This is a genomic window from Caballeronia sp. AZ1_KS37, from assembly GCF_023631165.1.
GTDB lineage: Bacteria > Pseudomonadota > Gammaproteobacteria > Burkholderiales > Burkholderiaceae > Caballeronia > Caballeronia zhejiangensis.
The window spans coordinates 89,197-106,114 of sequence record NZ_JALQDP010000011.1 but is presented as its reverse complement, the minus strand read 5'-3'; the positions used below and the strand labels follow the sequence as shown (position 1 = coordinate 106,114).

At 64.4% G+C, this 16,918-nt stretch carries 14 protein-coding genes and 1 tRNA gene; 7 read left to right on the top strand and 8 right to left on the bottom strand.

Annotation, left to right across the window (positions count from 1 at the left end; genetic code table 11):
• Positions 1–74: 74 nt before the first annotated feature.
• From NCS00_RS08405 to NCS00_RS08375, 7 genes are all read right to left on the bottom strand, one after another.
• Complete coding sequence (locus NCS00_RS08405) at positions 75–317, bottom strand: hypothetical protein (RefSeq protein ID WP_008349248.1); 243 nt, start codon at positions 315–317, stop codon at positions 75–77.
• 194 nt (positions 318–511) lie between these two features.
• Positions 512–1,381 (bottom strand): DUF1571 domain-containing protein, encoded by an 870-nt coding sequence (locus NCS00_RS08400; protein WP_250439852.1) that lies wholly within the window; start codon positions 1,379–1,381, stop codon positions 512–514.
• A gap of 17 nt (positions 1,382–1,398) precedes the next feature.
• On the bottom strand, positions 1,399–3,141 hold the full coding sequence (locus NCS00_RS08395; protein ID WP_250439851.1) for an AMP-binding protein: 1,743 nt from the start codon (positions 3,139–3,141) through the stop codon (positions 1,399–1,401).
• A gap of 44 nt (positions 3,142–3,185) precedes the next feature.
• Positions 3,186–4,481, bottom strand: coding sequence for an acetyl-CoA C-acetyltransferase (locus NCS00_RS08390; RefSeq protein ID WP_250439850.1), 1,296 nt, complete (start codon positions 4,479–4,481; stop codon positions 3,186–3,188).
• The gene (locus tag NCS00_RS08385; protein ID WP_250439849.1) at positions 4,478–5,383 is read right to left on the bottom strand and encodes a MaoC/PaaZ C-terminal domain-containing protein; all 906 of its coding nucleotides are present in this window, start codon (positions 5,381–5,383) and stop codon (positions 4,478–4,480) included. The genes NCS00_RS08390 and NCS00_RS08385 overlap by 4 nt, the downstream gene beginning before the upstream one ends.
• A 14-nt stretch (positions 5,384–5,397) precedes the next feature.
• On the bottom strand, positions 5,398–6,825 hold the full coding sequence (locus NCS00_RS08380; protein ID WP_250439848.1) for a 3-oxoacyl-ACP reductase: 1,428 nt from the start codon (positions 6,823–6,825) through the stop codon (positions 5,398–5,400).
• Positions 6,826–6,879: 54 nt separating this feature from the next.
• The gene (locus NCS00_RS08375) at positions 6,880–9,372 is read right to left on the bottom strand and encodes an acyl-CoA dehydrogenase (protein WP_250439847.1); all 2,493 of its coding nucleotides are present in this window, start codon (positions 9,370–9,372) and stop codon (positions 6,880–6,882) included.
• 356 nt (positions 9,373–9,728) lie between these two features.
• Between NCS00_RS08375 and NCS00_RS08370 the strand changes: the two genes are divergently transcribed.
• Together NCS00_RS08370 and NCS00_RS08365 are read left to right on the top strand one after the other, a co-directional pair.
• On the top strand, positions 9,729–10,157 hold the full coding sequence (locus NCS00_RS08370) for a hypothetical protein (RefSeq protein ID WP_250434848.1): 429 nt from the start codon (positions 9,729–9,731) through the stop codon (positions 10,155–10,157).
• Positions 10,158–10,594: 437 nt separating this feature from the next.
• Positions 10,595–10,852, top strand: a complete 258-nt coding sequence (locus tag NCS00_RS08365; protein ID WP_008349260.1) for a helix-turn-helix domain-containing protein — start codon at positions 10,595–10,597, stop codon at positions 10,850–10,852.
• A 319-nt stretch (positions 10,853–11,171) separates the two neighbouring features.
• Here the strand turns inward: NCS00_RS08365 and NCS00_RS08360 are convergent.
• A tRNA-Leu gene (locus NCS00_RS08360) sits at positions 11,172–11,258 on the bottom strand.
• Positions 11,259–11,550: 292 nt separating this feature from the next.
• Here NCS00_RS08360 and rnr point away from each other — a divergent pair.
• The 5 genes from rnr to NCS00_RS08335 all read left to right on the top strand — a co-directional run bounded on the left by rnr (position 11,551) and on the right by NCS00_RS08335 (position 16,911).
• On the top strand, positions 11,551–14,013 hold the full coding sequence (gene rnr, locus NCS00_RS08355) for a ribonuclease R (RefSeq protein ID WP_008349262.1): 2,463 nt from the start codon (positions 11,551–11,553) through the stop codon (positions 14,011–14,013).
• Positions 14,014–14,116: 103 nt separating this feature from the next.
• The gene (gene rlmB / locus NCS00_RS08350) at positions 14,117–14,860 is read left to right on the top strand and encodes a 23S rRNA (guanosine(2251)-2'-O)-methyltransferase RlmB (RefSeq protein ID WP_008349264.1); all 744 of its coding nucleotides are present in this window, start codon (positions 14,117–14,119) and stop codon (positions 14,858–14,860) included.
• Between the two features lie 22 nt (positions 14,861–14,882).
• Positions 14,883–15,683 carry an HNH endonuclease gene (locus tag NCS00_RS08345; protein ID WP_241814145.1) on the top strand — a complete coding sequence of 267 codons (801 nt, stop codon included), beginning with the start codon at positions 14,883–14,885 and terminating at the stop codon, positions 15,681–15,683.
• 68 nt (positions 15,684–15,751) lie between these two features.
• Positions 15,752–16,519 carry an N-acetylmuramoyl-L-alanine amidase gene (locus tag NCS00_RS08340; RefSeq protein WP_250439920.1) on the top strand — a complete coding sequence of 256 codons (768 nt, stop codon included), beginning with the start codon at positions 15,752–15,754 and terminating at the stop codon, positions 16,517–16,519.
• Positions 16,516–16,911: a SirB2 family protein gene (locus NCS00_RS08335; RefSeq protein WP_008349269.1), complete on the top strand. Its 396-nt coding sequence runs from the start codon at positions 16,516–16,518 to the stop codon at positions 16,909–16,911. Before NCS00_RS08340 ends, NCS00_RS08335 begins: the two co-directional genes overlap by 4 nt.
• Positions 16,912–16,918 lie beyond the last annotated feature (7 nt).

Sequence of the window (16,918 nt, the reverse complement as noted above, 5' to 3'; positions counted from 1 at the left end):
TGATGAAAAAGTATCGACCGATTATTACAGAGTTCGCGTTCCCGGGCGTCCGCGGCCCGTATCGAAATGAAGCCTTACTTGACGCCGAGCCCGCGCAGCACGGCGTTGCCGTCTTCGGTCAGGCGCACTTTCGGGGTGCCGGCGTCCGGCGACACGATCTCGACATAGCCGTATTCCTGCAGCGAGGCGACATCGGGCGTGGCGGCCATCACATCGATCGGCGCGTGCATCAGCAGGAGCAGCGTGGCGATTTCGTGATGGCTCAGAAGCTTTTTGATGGCTCGCACGGGTGCGGAAGCCGGACGGCGGAGGTTCATGAACGATGTCCTCAGGTTTGCATGACGATGTGCGGCGCTTTCGGCTTGACGCTTCGCGCGGACCTTGATGTCGATGGAGTGCGGGCAGGTTATCGGCCGACTCTTAGGCGAAACTTAAAACGCGCGCCGCGCGGTGCGACGAGTTGTTACACGGGATGTCACGAAGTCAGCGCGCGCTTCAAATCAGAAGGAAATCAGAAGCGATAGTCGGGATTTTTCGGGTCGAACGTCAGGTCGTCGAAGGGTTTCGTCTCGATGCGCTCGAACACGACGCTTTCGAAAATCTCGCCGTCGTTGTCGTACGACTCCAGCGTACGGAAAACCGGCCGTTCGAGGTCGAGTCCGAGCACTTCCTTTTTCGCATAGAAGGTGGGTTGGCCTTCGACCGTTTCATACGTAAGCGCGATCACGCGCAGTCCGTCGACGTTCTTCACTTCGATGTTCGTCGGTTTCGTGATGCCCGCTTCGGCGAACTTGCGCCCTTCGTCGATGAAGCGTTGCGTGATCGCGTCGATGCCGAGCTCGCGGATCGAATGATTCGACTGCGCGCGGGCGAGCGCGCCGTTCACCGATGCCCACATCGGCACGACGCCCAGAAAGCCGCCGAGATGACCGTAAAGCTGATCGGGACGCTTCGAATCGTCGTAGATGACTTCCTGGCCCGCGTGCCCGCCATCCGGCAGCCATTTCGCATAGATGCGCAGCGGCTCGCGCGTGACGCGCACGAGCATGTGATCCGCGCGCTTCGGCCATTTGCCTTTGATGCGCTCGCGGCGGCGCATCGTGAACTCGCACGAATCGAAATCGCGTAAGCCGTCTTGCAGATAGCGCGGCAGCGTGCGCGCGTCGAGCGAGCGGAAGAGGGCGACGAGTTGCGCATCGTCGAGACTGGCGAGCGCGCCGCTTCCCGCCGATCGCGACAGCCATTGCACCTGCTGCTCGACGCCGAGATCGCCGATGCGCGCAACGTCATCGGATGGATCGGCGCGTGCCGCGAAAGACGCGAGCGCGAGACACAACAGGCTCGCACAAGCGAACCGGAAGCCGGAAGCCGAGCGCGGCATGGGTATCTCCGTGAGGGCTAGCCCTGCGATGTGGATCCGGCGTCGCGCAGTTCGCGCCTGAGCACCTTGCCGATCGGCGTGAGCGGCAGCGCGTCGCGGAACTCGACATAAGCAGGCACCTTGTAGCCGGTCAGGTGTAAACGCGCGAACTTCAGCAGTTCTTCCACCGTGAGCGTGTCGTCGCGACGCACGACGAATGCCTTCACGCGCTCGCCCGTCACCGGATCGGGCACGCCGACGGCCGCGACCGCGCGCACTTTCGGATGCGCCGCGAGCACGTCCTCGATTTCGTTCGGATACACGTTGAAGCCCGACACGATCATCATGTCCTTCTTGCGGTCGATGAGCCGGATGATGCCGCGCGCATCCATCACGCCGATGTCCCCGGTCGCGAGCCAGCCGTTCGCGTCGATGGCTTTCGCCGTGTCTTCCGGACGGTTCCAGTAGCCCTTCATCACTTGCGGACCCTGGACGCAAAGCTCGCCCGGTTCGCCGACGTTCGCCCACGCGCCATCTTCGCGGCGCAGGCGCACGAGCGTGGACGGCACCGGCACGCCGATGGTTCCATCGAAAGCGCTGTCGCCGTGCGTATCGAGCGGCGTCGCGGCGACGAGCGGCGAACACTCGGTCAGGCCGTAACCTTCGACGAGCGTTTTGCCCGTCAGCGCCCTGAAGCGCTCGGCGATCACCCGCTGGGTCGCCATGCCGCCCGCCATCGCGAGCTTGAGCGACGAGAAGTCGCGCTGACGGAAGGCTTCGTTGTCCATCAGCGCGCTGTAAAGCGTGTTGAGCGCGGTGATCGCCGTGAAGTTCTCGTGACGCAGCGCGCGCACGAGGCTGCCGATATCGCGCGGATTGACGATCAGCACGTTGCGCGCGCCGATCGCAAGAAACGCGAGCGCATTCACCGTGAGCGAATAGATGTGATACAGCGGCAACGGCGTGACGACGGTCTCTTCGCCCTCGACGAGCCGCGCGCCCGCCCATGCAAGCGCCTGCATCAGATTGGCGATCACGTTGCGATGCGTGAGCATCGCGCCCTTGGCGATGCCTGTGGTGCCGCCGGTGTACTGAATGAACGCGATATCGCCGTGACCGACGCGCACCGGCTCGAACTTGCGCCGCGCGCCGAGCGCGAGCGCTTGCGGCAGGCGCACGGCATCGGGCAGCGCGTAGGCGGGCACCTGCTTTTTCACATAGCGCAGGATCAGATCGATCGCGCGGCCTTTCACGTTGAGACCGCCGCCGAGCAGATCGCCGAGCCCGGTCACGACGATGTTCCTTACGCGCGATCCCGGCCGCGCGTCCTGCACGGTCTTGGCGAAGTTCTCGAATACGACGATCGTCTGCGCGCCGCTGTCCTTCAACTGAAGGCCGAGCTCGCGCACCGTATAGAGCGGATTCACGTTGACGACGATCGCGCCCGCGAGCAGCGTGCCGAAGAGCGTCACCGGATAGACGAGCGTGTTCGGCATCATCAGCGCGACGCGATCGCCGGGCTTCACGCCGATGCCCTGCAGATACGCCGCGAACGTATGCGCCTTCTCGCCGAGCGTCGCGAACTTCAGTTCCGAGCCGAGGCTCACGAACGCGACATGATCGGCAAAACGCGCGACGCATTCGTCGAAGAAATGCGCGAGCGAGCGATAGCGCGAAGGATCGATCTCATGCGCGACATCCGGCGGATACGACGCATACCAGATGCCGTCTGTCGCGTGCGGCTCGGAAGTCCCGCGCGGCGCTGCCTGTCCCGGGCTCATGTGGTGTCTCCGTCGGCTTGTATTTTTTTGGCCGATATTTCCGGCTACCGCTCCAGTATCGCGACGACGCCTTGTCCGCCCGCCGCGCAGATCGAGATCAGTCCGCGCAACGGCTTGCCGTCGCTGCGCGCGGGCGCGTTCGCGAGCATCTTCGCCAGCGTGCCGATAATGCGCCCGCCCGTCGCCGCGAACGGATGCCCCGTCGCGAGCGAGCTGCCGTTCAGGTTCAGACGCGCGCGGTCGATCGAACCGGGCGGCGCGTCGAGTCCGAGCGCGGTGCGGCAGTATTCGTCGTCTTCCCACGCGGCGAGCGTGCACAGCACCTGCGCCGCGAATGCTTCGTGGATCTCGTAGAAATCGAAGTCCTGCAATGCGATTCCGGCGCGCGCGAGCATCGGCGGGACCGCGTAGACGGGCGCCATCAGGAGGCCTTCGCGCTTGTCGAAGAAATCGACGGCGGCGGTCGCGGAAAACGTCAAGAACGCCTGCACCGGCAAGCCACGCTCGGCGGCCCATTGCTCGGACGCGAGCAGCACCGCCGATGCGCCGTCGGTGAGCGGCGTCGAGTTGCCCGCGGTGAGCGTGCCCGCGTCGCGATCGAAGACGGGCTTGAGCGCCGACAACTGATCGAGCGATACGTCGGGCCGCAGCGTGTTGTCGCGCGCGAGGCCTTTGTACGGCGTCATCAGATCGTTGAAAAAGCCGCGCCCGTACGCCGCCGCGAGCTTGCGATGACTCTCCTGCGCGAGCGCATCCTGCGCCTCGCGCGAAATCTTCCAGCGCTTGGCCATCAGTTCGCAGTGCTCGCCCATCGAAAGGCCCGTGCGCGGTTCCGCATTGCGCGGCAGGAGCGGCCTGAAGAACATGCCGGGCCGCAGTTTAGCGAGCGCGCCCACGCGCTGTCCCGCCGAGCGCGAGCGATTCGCTTCGAGCAGGATTCTGCGCATGCGCTCGTTCACCGCGATGGGCGCGTCCGACGCCGTATCGACGCCGCCCGCGATGCCCACGTCGATCTGTCCGAGCGCGATCTTGTTCGCGACCAGAATCGCCGTTTCAAGGCCGGTGCCGCAGGCTTGCTGCACGTCGTAGGCGGGCGTTTCCTTCGCGAGCGTCGTCGACAATGCGGCTTCGCGCGTCAGATTGAAATCGCGCGAATGCTTGACGACCGCGCCCGCCGCCACTTCGCCGAGGCGCATGCCGTGCAGGTCGAAGCGATCGACGAGTCCTTGCAGCGTGAAGCTCAGCATGTCCTGATTCGACGCGCTCGCGTACGCCGTGTTCGAGCGCGCGAACGGAATGCGATTGCTGCCGATTACCGCGACACGACGCCCTTCGCTCATGGCAGCTCCCATTCGAAATGGCCACGCAGATGCGGCCGGTCGCCGGCGAGATCGCGCACTTCGAAATCGCGCGCGACGGGCGAGCGCGCGGCGGTCCAAAGCGTCGCATCGCCGGGAATGTATAGCGGCGTCTTGAAATCGCCGTGGGCGTAACCGGAAGCCAGCGCCTTGACCGGATGCAACGCGGCGAGCGTGCGCGCGAGCGTCCACATGCCATGCGCGATGGCGCGTGGAAAACCGAACGCTTTCGCGCTCAGCATGTGCAGATGGATCGGATTGAAGTCGCCCGACGCCTTCGCGTAGTCGCGTCCGAGTTGCGGCGGAAGCTGCCAGCGCGCTTCGCGCGCGAGCAGCGGCACGCGTACGTCGGCGGCATCGGCGATCTCGATCGACGGCGCCGCGCGCTCGCTGCGCGCGCCGCGCTTCAGATACACGCTGTCGCCGTCCCACACCGCCTCGCCGCGCCGATAGATGCGCGTATGCAGCGTGAACGCCTGGCCCTTCTGATGCGGCACGAGCGGCCCGCATTCCACTTCGATGCGCAACGCCTGACCGGCCGCGAGCGGACGCCGCAGCCGCACGCTGTTCGACAGATGCACGACGCCGAGCGCGGACCATGGAAACGACGGATCGGTGAGCATCATCAGATGCAAGGGAAAAGCGAGAACGTGCGGAAACGTGAGCGGCACGCCGTGCTCGGGAATGAAGCCGCACACGCGCGCGTATCGGCCGACCTGTTCGGCGTCGATCCTCACATTCGGGCGCACGAGCCGCAACGCGGGCAGCTCCGGCGCACGCGCGCGCCGGAAAAGCGCGGGCAGCGCGCGGCCGTAGAGCTTCGCGGGCGGCGGCAGCGTTTCGACGACGACGGTGCGGGCGCGCGGCATGGTCGGTGCGTGCATCGCGTTCTGCCTCCTCACGCGCCGATCAGGCTCTGGCCGCACACGCGCACCACGTTGCCCGTGATGCCCGCGCTGCCCGGACTCGCGAGCCACGCGACGGTCTCGGCGACATCGACGGGCAAGCCGCCTTGTCCCATCGAATTGAGGCGTCTGCCGGCCTCGCGCACGCCGAAGGGCATACGCGCGGTCATATGCGTTTCGATGAAGCCCGGCGCGACCGCGTTGATCGTGATGCCGCGCTCGCGCAGCAACGGCGCCATCGCGTGCACGCGGCCGATCACGCCGGCTTTCGACGTCGCGTAATTGGTCTGCCCGCGATTGCCCGTGATGCCGCTGATCGACGACACCGCGACGATGCGCCCGCCCGCGCGCAACACGTTCTGCGCGAGCAGCACGTCGTCGATGCGTTCCTGCGCGAGCAGATTGATGTCGATGACGCTGTCCCACATGTCGGCGGTCATGCGCGCGATGGTCTTGTCGCGCGTGATGCCCGCGTTATGCACGACGATATCGATGCCGCCCGACGCAGCCAGCGCCGCCGCGATTTCGGCGGGCGCTTCGGGCGCGGCGATATCCGCGACGAGCGCCGCGTGCGCGCCCGATGCCGGCGACGCGTCTTCGATCGCGAGCATGGTCTGATCGAGCGCATCGCGGGCGGCGTCGATATCGAGCCCGGTGACGATCGCGCCGTGCTCGGCCAGCACCGCCGCGATCGACGCGCCGATGCCGCGCGCCGCGCCCGTCACGAGCGCGCGTTTGCCGGCGAGCGGCTTGGCCCAGCTTGGCGGCGCGTCGGCGGGCGCATCGATGGTCACGACTTGGCCCGAGACATAAGCCGAGCGTGGCGAAAGGAAAAAGCGCAGCGCCGACTCGACATCCGCGCCATCGGCTGCGCGCAGCAGATTCGACGTAATGCCGTTGCGCGCTTCCTTGCCGAGCGAGCGGACCATGCCTTCGAGCGCATGCTGCGCGGTCGCGGCGCGGACGCTCGAGCGCGTGGCGGGCGGACGCCCGAGCACGACGATGCGCCCGTTCTTCGCGAGCGAACGCAGCGCATCGTGGAAGAACGCGTAGAGCGAATGGAGTTGCGCGCTTTCGCCGATGCCGGTCGCATCGAAAATCAGCGCCTCGACGCGGTCGGTCGCGGAAGCGTCGCGCGAGCGCGGCTCGAAGCGGCCGCTCATCGCGCCGTGCCGCGCGGCGACCGGCAGCCAGCCGGACGCGCTTTCGTGCGCGATGCCCGTCATGCCGATCGCCGACAGCACGGCCATCAGATCGTCGAAGAGCGCGGGCGACGGCCCCGCGCCGATGGCGGCCATGCCGCCGAATTCGGCCTGATCCGCGCGATGGCGGCGCAAAACCTCGGGACGCGGAAGGCCGAGCGAGCGTGCAATGCTCGTGCCGAAGGGCGAATTGACGAAGTCGAGATAGCGGTCTTTCATCGATTGTCGATCGGTCGTCGGGCGCGCGGGGCGGTGCCTTTGGTCCTGAATGCTTCAGGCAATGGCTTCGGGCAAGTGCCGCTCGAGCGCCGCGCTGCGCTTTTGCAATGCTTCGAGGATACCGAAGTCTGCGGAAAAATCATCGACTTTCACCGCTTCCTTCGCATGAGCGGCCCATTCGGCGAGCAGCGCGCGTTCGTTTTCGTCGATGAGACCGCGCGCCGCCGCCGTCTGCGACCAGGCTTCGATGTCGTGCGGGCTTTGCGGCAGCGGGGCGGCGGCGCCCGCCTTGACGGCGTCGCGCAGACGCGCCTCTAGCGCCGCGACGGCAGGCGTGAGCGCGAGCAGCTTTTCGCCGCGCGCGATCGGATCGTCTTCGAGCGCCGAAACGTGCGAGCCTGCGACGAGGCGCTCGCGCGCGTCGCCGGGTGCTTGCATCAGTATCGCGACGTCGTTGCCGAGCGCATCGACGCTAGGGGCGTGCGGCAAGCCGAACGGGAACGCGACGATGCGCAGAAACGCCGCCGCCGCGCGGTTCGGATAGTTCGCGAGCAAGCCCTCGAACGCGGCGCGCGCCTGATAAAGCGCGTCTTCGGCGCCCCAGCGCACGAGCGGCAGATCGCTTTCAGGGCGGCCATCGTCCTCGAAACGCTTGAGCGTCGCGGAGAGCAGATACAACTGCGAGAGGATGTCGCCGAGACGCGCCGAAAGACGTTCGCGGCGTTTCAGCTCGCCGCCGAGCGTGAGCATCGACACATCGGCGAACAACGCGAACGCGCTCGACAGACGCGTGGCCGCACGATAGTACGGCACGAGACGCGCATCGGCGCGCGCGGGCTTCGCGACGAACACGCCGCCGCCGCATGCGTACACGAAGGCGCGCATCGCGTTCGATGCCAGAAACGCCGCATGTCCGAAGAACGCGGCGTCGAACGCGCGCAGATCGTTGTCGCGCGTCGCTGCCATTTCCTTCAGCACGTAGGGGTGACACCGGATCGCGCCCTGTCCGAAGATGATGAGACAGCGCGTCAGGATATTCGCGCCTTCGACGGTGATCGAGATCGGCATCTGCTGATACGCCCGCGCCAGAAAATTCGACGGTCCCATGCAGATGCCCTTGCCCGCGACGACATCCATGCCGTCGTTGATGACCTTGCGCGCGCGTTCGGTGATGTGATACTTCGCGATCGCCGAGATGACGGACGGCTTCTCGCCGAGATCGACGGCCTGCGCGGAAAGACGCCGCGCCGCGTCCATCACGTAGAGATTGCCGCCCATGCGCCCGAGCGCTTCCTGTATGCCTTCGAAGCGGCCGATCGGCGTGCGGAACTGACGGCGCGCGGCGGCATACGCGCCGGTGCCGCGCACCGCGAGCTTCGCCATGCCGACGTTCGACGAAGGCAGCGAGATCGCGCGGCCGGCGGCGAGGCATTCCATCAGCATGCGCCAGCCGTTACCCACTTGCGCGCGTCCGCCGATGACCCAGTCCATCGGGATGAACACGTCCTTACCCCAGTTCGGGCCGTTCTGGAACACGGCGTTGAGCGGCCAGTGCCGCCGTCCGATGTTCACGCCGGGATGGTTCGTCGGAATGAGCGCGCAGGTGATGCCGGGCGCGTCGTCGTCGCCGAGCAGGTGATCGGGATCGAGCGCGCGAAAGGCGAGGCCGAGCACGGTCGCGATAGGACCGAGCGTGATGTAGCGCTTTTCCCACGTGACGCGAAATCCGAGCGTCTCGCGGCCCTCATGCACGCCGCGACACACGATGCCGATATCCGGGATCGCCGCGGCATCCGATCCGGCGTATGGGCTGGTCAGCGCGAAGCACGGAATTTCATCGCCGCGCGCGAGCCGCGGCAGATAGTGATCTTTTTGTTCCTCGGTGCCGTAGTGCAGAAGCAGCTCGGCGGGACCGAGCGAATTCGGCACCATCACCGATACGGCCGCCGCCGACGAATGCGTCGCGAGCTTCATGATGACCTGCGAGTGCGCGTACGCGGAGAAAGCCTTTCCGCCATAGCGCTTCGGAATGATCATGCCCAGAAAGCCCTGTTCCTTGAGGTAAGCCCACGCTTCTGGCGACAAGTCTTGCCAGATGGCGGTCGTATCCCAGTCGTTCGACAGGTCGCACAGACGCGCGCATTCGTTGTCGATGAAGCTTTGCTCTTCCTGCGTGAGCTTCGGCATGCCGTGTGCGAGCAGGCGGTCCCATCGCGGGCGGCCCGAGAAAAGCTCGGCGTCCCACCAGACCGTGCCGGCTTCGATGGCGTCACGCTCCGTCGACGACATCTCCGGCAGGATCTTGCGAAACACGGCGATTACACGGCGGCTGACGAGCGCGCGACGCATCGGTGTCAGCGTGAGCGCGAGCGCCGGAAGCACGAAGACGATCGCGAGCAGCGTCGCGCCGAGCGGGACCGTCAAACCGGTCAGCGCGCCGGCGGCGACCCAGACCGCGAACCCGGTGAGCCATGCGAGCGCCGGCGCCTGCAGGAAGGCGAGCGTGCCGGCGAGCAGGAGGAAAGCGATGACATACAGGGCAGGCATCACGAATCTCCGGTATTTCAACACTCGGAGCACACACCATGCCACAGAATAAACAAGAGCATAACGACCGATTAGAACTCTAATTCGGAAGTCTCATTCTTTAGGATGTGTCCACTTCAAGGATTCGAGATTCGGGCGTTATGCTTTTGTTTCGCATTAGCACCGACAAAATCGAATGATTAGTTCGATTTACTAAACAAAATTAAAGCGATTGGATTCTTGACACCCCGCAGTACGCGGGGCGTCAAAGGGGCTGTGGGTCGTTCTTCGCGGGATGCGCCACAGCAGGTCACATCGGAGGGCTTCTAGTGTGACCACCTGCCACGCGTACGGTGGCCATAGGAGCATATTTGGAAATGGAGACGAGAGATCACTTAGTCAGGCTAAGCATGGGCGCCGTTCCTGATGACATCGGTGTTTCTGACTGGATGCTGCTTACGGGGGATGTGCTGTATTTGCTGGCCCGTTGCAGTGGCGAGGTCAGTTATCTGCGTGTGCCGCTGGATCTGGAACTGCTCAATAACGTGCGGAAGTCGACCATGCGAAAGGGAGATGGCGTGTATCGGAATAGTCGAGGTGAGCCGACACTGCTTGCCACGTATCTGGCCTTCGTTTTTCTGCAGCGGGACGTGCCGATTCAGGCTATCAGGCGCGAACTCGGCCTGTCCGAAGCGATGATGAATCTATTGCTCGTTGTCTGGCATTTTGCCGTCGGCGTCATCGATTGCGGTAGCCGATTGCAACTGATTCCCCCGCTGCCGTTCGAGGGAAACGGAGATGTCTAGCTCGTGGGAACGTCGGCAGCGCCAATTCGGAAACATCTGGTGGGGATGGCCGTGAAACGAGCTAAAAATATCGAGAACTCGCACCGCGATTGCCCTGGTCGAGGGGTGCGAGCGAGTATCGGTCCTGACTCCGCTCAGGCGAAGCCAGGACGCGTAGGAATGCCGTGATCGGGTTTCCAGACCCGCGCACGACGATCGCAAACTACAGTCGTCTCCTGTAGGCAGCAATCACCTGCCGTTAACAATCGGCAACAGGAGAGTAAGTGTTCCTAAATAAATGTGTTTACCGAGTCGAGCTAAAAATAAACTCGCTGTACAGAGAGACCGCTCCGATCGATCGGAGCTACGTTTTCGACAGCAAGCTCTATCTCTTCAGCAACGGCACGGACGGCTATAGCTATCGGTCCATATCGCTGGACTGCTCGGCGCCCAGGAAATTGCGCAAGGAGTTTCGGGTCGTCGAGGCGTCGCCGGGCGGCGGCGTCCGAGGACGCGTCGACTTCAAGAGGAAATTCCAGGCGCTGGCATTGCTGCACGATGGCGCGCCGGTCGTCGAGGTTTCGCGCGAGGTCAACTTGTCGGTGACGACGGCTTATCGCTATCGCAGGGAACTGCACGGCCTCGTCGCATTGCGCCCGCAGAACACGAATTCGCTGCTGCGGATGCTTGCCTTTCGGGGCGACGAAGCGCGATAAGCGAGGCGCGTCGGACGCGAGCCGGGTGGCGGAGAAACGCAGTTGTCCGTCGCGTCGGCTTGCGCGCGGAGCGGGGCATCGATGCTGCTGCACTTGCGGCTGAAGAAAACCAGCGCCGCGGGGACTGGCGCGCCGCCGCGTCCGCACGAAGGTGAATCGGCGAACGCAGATTCGTTTCGATTTCAATTCGACATCCGCGGACCGAATCGGAAACGGAATTGCGAACGGAAAACGAAGGCGGAAAACAAAAACCCCGCGACGATGCGCGGGGTTTTTGCGTGCGATGCGCTCGAACGAGCGTCTCGCGAAAGAGGGACCTTGGTGCCCAAGAGAGGACTCGAACCTCCACGGTGTTGCCACCGCTAGGACCTGAACCTAGTGCGTCTACCAATTCCGCCACCTGGGCAAGGGTGCGTGTTACTTCAAATCTGCTGCGCTTTACTGATCGTTCGAATGAGTGTTAAGCAGCAGAGAACGCAATTATAGCGAGCCTGACGCATCTGTCAAGCGTTTCCATGCGATGCCTGTAACGAGCCGCGAAGCGCGCCGCGTCACGAGCCGCGAAGCGCGCCGCGTCGGCGTCTCGCGCCCGTGGCGCTTAAAAGACGGGTGTTAGAATGACCCGCAACGATGACCGCATTATTGGTTGCAAAGCACCGCAAAAGTCCCGTCCAACGAGAAAAAACACGACTACGCCCTTGAGCAAATATCCGTATCCGATTCCGAGCCGCGAAGAAATTCTCGGCGTGCTGCGCACGAGCGAGACACCGCATGCCGCGAACGACATCGCCGAAGCGTTGTCGATCAAGCGCCAGGAGCGCGAAGGATTTTTCAAGCGACTGGCGGCCATGGAACGCGACGGGCAAATCCGCCTCGACAAGCGCGGCCACTATCAACTCACGCATCCGTCGAATTTTGTTGCGGGGCGCGTGCAGGGGCATCGCGACGGCTTCGGCTTTCTGATCCGCGATGACGGCCAGGACGATCTCTTCCTCCCCAATGGCGAAATGCAGAAGGTCATGCACAACGATCGCGTGCTCGCGCGCATCGTCGGCTATGACCGGCGCGGACGGCCGGAAGGGCACATCGTCGAGGTCACGGATCGCGCCAACAAGCGCGTCATCGGGCGCCTCGTCAACGAGAACGGCGCGCTGATTCTCGTGCCCGAAGACAAGCGCATCGGGCATGACATCCTCATCACGCAAAATCCGAAGAAGGCGAAGGTCGGGCAGGTCGTGTCCGTCGATCTGACGGATTTCCCGAGCCGCCATTCGCAGCCGCTCGGACGCGTGGTCGAAGTGATCGGCGATATCGACGATCCCGGCATGGAAATCGAAATCGCGGTGCGCAAGTACGGCGTGCCGCACGAATTCAGCGACGCCGCGCTCGCCGCCGCCGCCAAGCTGCCCGACGAAGTGCGCGCGGCGGATATCCGTCATCGCGTCGATCTGCGCGACGTGCCGCTCGTCACCATCGACGGCGAAGATGCGCGCGATTTCGACGACGCCGTGTATTGCGAGCCGGTCGCCGTGGGACGTGGTCAGGGTTTTCGTCTGCTGGTCGCGATCGCGGACGTATCGCATTACGTGCGTCCGAACGAAGCGCTCGATATCGATGCGCTCGATCGCAGCACGTCGGTGTATTTCCCGCGCCGCGTGATTCCGATGCTGCCGGAGAAGCTGTCGAACGGCCTGTGCTCGCTAAACCCCGATGTCGATCGCTGCGTGCTCGTGTGCGACATGGTCATTACCGCGCGCGGCGAGATCAAGGCGTATCAGTTTTATCCCGGCGTGATGCACTCGGCGGCGCGCCTGACATACACCGAAGTCGCGGCCGTGCTCACCAACACGAAGGGTCCGGAAGCGGCGAAGCGCGCCGATATCCTGCCGCAGCTGCAGAACCTCTACGGCGTCTACAAGTCGCTGCATGCCGCGCGCCAGAAGCGCGGCGCCATCGACTTCGATACGACCGAGACGTATATCGTCGTGAACTCGCAGGGCAAGATCGAGCAGATCGTGCCGCGTCATCGCAACGACGCGCATCGGCTGATCGAGGAATGCATGCTGGCCGCGAACGTCTGCGCGGCCGACTTTCTGAAGCGCAACAAGCATCCCGGTTTGTATCGCGTGCACGCGGGGCCGACGGAAGAGAAGCTCGAAAACCTGCGCGCGTTCCTGCGCGGCGTCGGCTTGACGCTCACCGGCGGCGACAAGCCGCACGCGAGCGATTACGCCGCCCTCATCGCGCAGATTCGCGACCGGCCCGACGCGCAGATGCTGCAATCGATGGTGCTACGTTCGATGCAGCAGGCTGTCTATAGCCCGGACAACATCGGCCATTTCGGCCTGGCTTATGAGGCGTACGCGCACTTCACGAGTCCGATCCGGCGCTATCCCGACTTGCTCACGCATCGCGCGATCTACGCGATCTTGCAGGGCAAGAAGTATCTGCCGGACGTCGGTCACGATGTTTTCCTGAGCACGGGCCTCACGAAAGCCGCGCGCGAACTGCAGAAGGCCGACGACTCCGCGCGTGGCCGCGCTCGCAACAGCGTCGCGATCTGGGAAGAGCTCGGGCTGCATTGCTCGTCGAACGAGCGTCGCGCCGACGAAGCCTCGCGCGACGTCGAAGCGTGGCTCAAGTGCTACTTCATGCGCGACAAGCTCGGCGAGGAATACGGCGGCATGGTGAACGGCGTGACGTCGTTCGGCATTTTCGTGCAACTGGATTCGCTCTTCATCGAAGGACTCGTGCATGTGACCGAGCTCGGCTCGGACTATTTCCAGTACGACGAGATCAAGAACGAACTGCGCGGCGAGCGCACGGGCATTCGCTACCGGATGTCCGATCGCGTGCGCGTGCAGGTGAGCCGCGTCGATCTCGATGCGCGCAAGATCGATTTCCGGCTGGTTCGCGATACGCCGGTGAAGCCGCCGTCGCCGCGTCCGTCGACCGGTGCGAGCGATGCAGCGGCTGCCGGCATCGGCGCGGGACCGCGTATCCGTCCGTTCGGCGACGACGACGCCCCGAGCACGCGCGCGCGCGGCGGCACGAAGAAGGGCGCGTCGCTTGCGGCGAGTCCGCGCGGCGGCGCGGCGAAGAAGCGCGGAGCGGCGTCGAAGTCGGCATCGCAGGGACGGCCGGCGCGCAAGAAACGTTAGGGCGGCGCGTCAATACAGCCGCCATCGAATACGCGCGGTCCGATGCTTCGTGCTTCGGACCGCGTCGTGCTTTTCAAGTTTTCACCGAAGGTTCGAATCAGTCATGTCACGTCTCAAGGTTCTATACGGATTTCACGCAGTGACCGCACGTTTGCGCGCGGATGCATCGTCGATCGAGGAGGTGCTGTACGACCCCACGCGCAAGGATCGGCGCATGCAGGACTTTCTGCGGACCGCGAAGGAAGCGGGCGTGCGGCTGATCGCGGCCGATGAAGCGCGTCTCTGGGGGCTGTCGGGCAACGTCCAGCATCAGGGCGTGGTGGCGCGCGCGCACGATCTGCCGCTCGCGCAGAATCTGGCCGAACTGCTCGATGGCATTTCGGGCACGCCTTTGCTGCTGGTGCTCGACGGCGTCACCGATCCGCATAATCTCGGCGCGTGTCTGCGCGTCGCGGATGCGGCCGGCGCGCATGCGGTGATCGCGCCGCGCGATCGCTCGGCGGGCCTGAACGCGACGGCGGCGAAGGTGGCGAGCGGCGCGGCGGAGAGCGTGCCGTATATCACCGTGACGAATCTGGCGCGCGCGCTGCGCGAACTCAAGGAGGCGGGCGTCTGGGTGATCGGCACGGCGGGCGAGGCGACGGCATCGCTTTACGAGACCAAGCTGGATGGCCCGGTGGCGATCGTCGTCGGTGCGGAGGGCGAGGGCATGCGTCGCCTGACCCGCGAGACGTGCGACGAAATCATGAATATCCCGATGGCGGGGACGGTCGAGAGTTTGAATGTGTCGGTGGCGTCGGGGGTTTGTTTGTTTGAGGCGGTGAGGCAGCGGGCGGTGAAGAAGTAAGGGTCAGGGTCCAACGTCATTCATGGCTTTGAAGCGACTTAGTGATCCTTCGGCGGTTCATGCCGCGCTGGAAGAATTCGATCGGATCGGCCGATCCGCGTTTTTGGATAAATACGGTTTCAGGGAAGCGCGAGACTATTTTGTCGTCTTGAATGGGCGACGCTACGATTCGAAGGCCGTCGCTGGCGCGGCTTGCGGCTACCAGTTTCCCGCCGTCGGACCGTTGCGTGCGAAAGATTTCAGTGGCGGCGCGCTCACGGTCGCGCGCAGGCTCGAAAGCTTGGGATTCCAGGTTTCGAGCCCGGGAGCGAATCCGGGCGCTTCGCAGCGAGTAAGCAGTACGTTCGCGCAAGCGGAATGCGAAGCCCGGGCGCGGGCAGAATCGAGCGGCGCATTCGATCCATCGTGCATCGAAGACGCCCGCAAGAAGACACTCGTTTCCATCGTCGTAAGGCAAGGCCAACCCGCGTTTCGCAATGGACTGCTCAAAGCCTACGAGCGCCGTTGCGCGCTCACGGACTGCGCGGTCGAAGCGGTTCTCGAAGCCGCGCATATCTGCGGCTACATGGGCACTGAAACCAACGACGTTCGAAACGGCCTTTTACTTCGTGCGGACTTGCACACGCTTTACGACCGCATGCTGATTACGATTGACCCTGCGACCTATGAAGTGTCGATTTCGCCGGAACTGAAGGGCAGCGAGTACGCCGCGCTAGCCGGCAAAAGGCTTCGGCTTCCGAAAGATCCCAAAAGCCAGCCGAGCCGCGACGCGCTTCTCACCCACTGGATGCACGTGCATTCGCTTCGAGAAATGCAATCGTGACGAGCACCACACGCGCGATTCGTCTTGCCGCAGCAATCTCCGCATGCCTGCTCACCGCCTGCACCGCGATGCAAGACCGCACCACCTACATCGCCGACACGCAGTACCACGCGAAGAACGCCGATTCCCGCATTCGTTTCCTCGTGATGCACTACACGGAGATCGACGAAGCGGGATCGCTCGCCGTCCTGACCGGCGACGAAGTCAGCGTGCACTACGTCGTCCCCGACGCCCCGCGCATCGAGAAAGGCGAGCCGGTCGTCTATCAACTGGTGCCGGAAGACAAGCGCGCCTGGCACGCCGGCGTGAGCTCGTGGCAGGGCGCGACGGAGCTGAACGCGTCGTCTATCGGCATCGAGAACGTGAATCTCGGTCCGATCGGCCCGTTGAGCGATGGAAAATGGCAGCCGTATCCGCCCGCGCAAGTCGATGCGCTCATCAAGCTCTCCCGCGATATCGTCGCGCGCTACCACATCCCGCCGACGCGCGTCGTCGGCCATAGCGACATCGCGCCGCAACGCAAGATCGATCCGGGTCCGCTTTTCCCGTGGCATGCGCTATACGACGCCGGCGTGGGCGCATGGCCCGACGACGCGGCTGTTGCCACGCATCTCGCGGGCCGCGATCCGAAGGCGCCATCGGACGTGCGCGCGCTGCAGGAAAAGCTGAAGCGCTACGGCTACGAAGTCGCGACCGACGGCGTGCTCGACGCCAAAACCCGCCGCGTCTTCAGCGCGTTTCAGATGCACTTTCGCCCGTCGGATTACGCGGGCAACGCGGATGCAGAAAGCGACGCGATCGCCCAGGCCCTGCTCGATAAATACTTCCCACAATGAACGACTGGTTTCCGACACTGCGCGCGATCCACATGACATGCGCCGGCCTTTCCATCGCCGGATTCGTGCTGCGCTGGATCTGGATGCTGACGAATTCGCGCCTCCTCGCCGCGCGCGCGACGAAAATCCTGCCGCATATCGTCGATACGCTTTTGCTCGCGAGCGCCATCGCGCTGGTCGCGATCATCGGCTTTTCGGCGAACGCTGCGTGGCTCGGCGCGAAAATCGCGGGGCTCGTCGTCTATATCGTGCTCGGCACGTTCGCGCTCAAGCGCGGCCGCACGAAGGGCGCGCGCGCCGTTTATGGCGTGCTGGCGATCGTCGTGTTCGCGTTCATCGCGTCGGTGGCGCGCACGCACGATCCGCTCGGCTTCCTGCACGCGTTGGCATGATCCGCGA

Excerpts from the sequence above, each read along its gene's own strand:
- NCS00_RS08370 (WP_250434848.1), top strand. The coding sequence starts at position 9,729 with ATGGAGACGAGAGATCACTTAGTCAGGCTAAGCATGGGCGCCGTTCCT.
- NCS00_RS08335 (WP_008349269.1), top strand. The coding sequence starts at position 16,516 with ATGAACGACTGGTTTCCGACACTGCGCGCGATCCACATGACATGCGCC.
- NCS00_RS08375 (WP_250439847.1), bottom strand. The coding sequence starts at position 9,372 with ATGCCTGCCCTGTATGTCATCGCTTTCCTCCTGCTCGCCGGCACGCTC.
- NCS00_RS08380 (WP_250439848.1), bottom strand. The coding sequence starts at position 6,825 with ATGAAAGACCGCTATCTCGACTTCGTCAATTCGCCCTTCGGCACGAGC.
- rlmB (WP_008349264.1), top strand. The coding sequence starts at position 14,117 with ATGTCACGTCTCAAGGTTCTATACGGATTTCACGCAGTGACCGCACGT.
- NCS00_RS08345 (WP_241814145.1), top strand. The coding sequence starts at position 14,883 with ATGGCTTTGAAGCGACTTAGTGATCCTTCGGCGGTTCATGCCGCGCTG.
- NCS00_RS08385 (WP_250439849.1), bottom strand. The coding sequence starts at position 5,383 with ATGCACGCACCGACCATGCCGCGCGCCCGCACCGTCGTCGTCGAAACG.
- NCS00_RS08405 (WP_008349248.1), bottom strand. The coding sequence starts at position 317 with ATGAACCTCCGCCGTCCGGCTTCCGCACCCGTGCGAGCCATCAAAAAG.
- NCS00_RS08400 (WP_250439852.1), bottom strand. The coding sequence starts at position 1,381 with ATGCCGCGCTCGGCTTCCGGCTTCCGGTTCGCTTGTGCGAGCCTGTTG.
- NCS00_RS08390 (WP_250439850.1), bottom strand. The coding sequence starts at position 4,481 with ATGAGCGAAGGGCGTCGTGTCGCGGTAATCGGCAGCAATCGCATTCCG.
- NCS00_RS08340 (WP_250439920.1), top strand. The coding sequence starts at position 15,752 with ATGCAAGACCGCACCACCTACATCGCCGACACGCAGTACCACGCGAAG.
- NCS00_RS08395 (WP_250439851.1), bottom strand. The coding sequence starts at position 3,141 with ATGAGCCCGGGACAGGCAGCGCCGCGCGGGACTTCCGAGCCGCACGCG.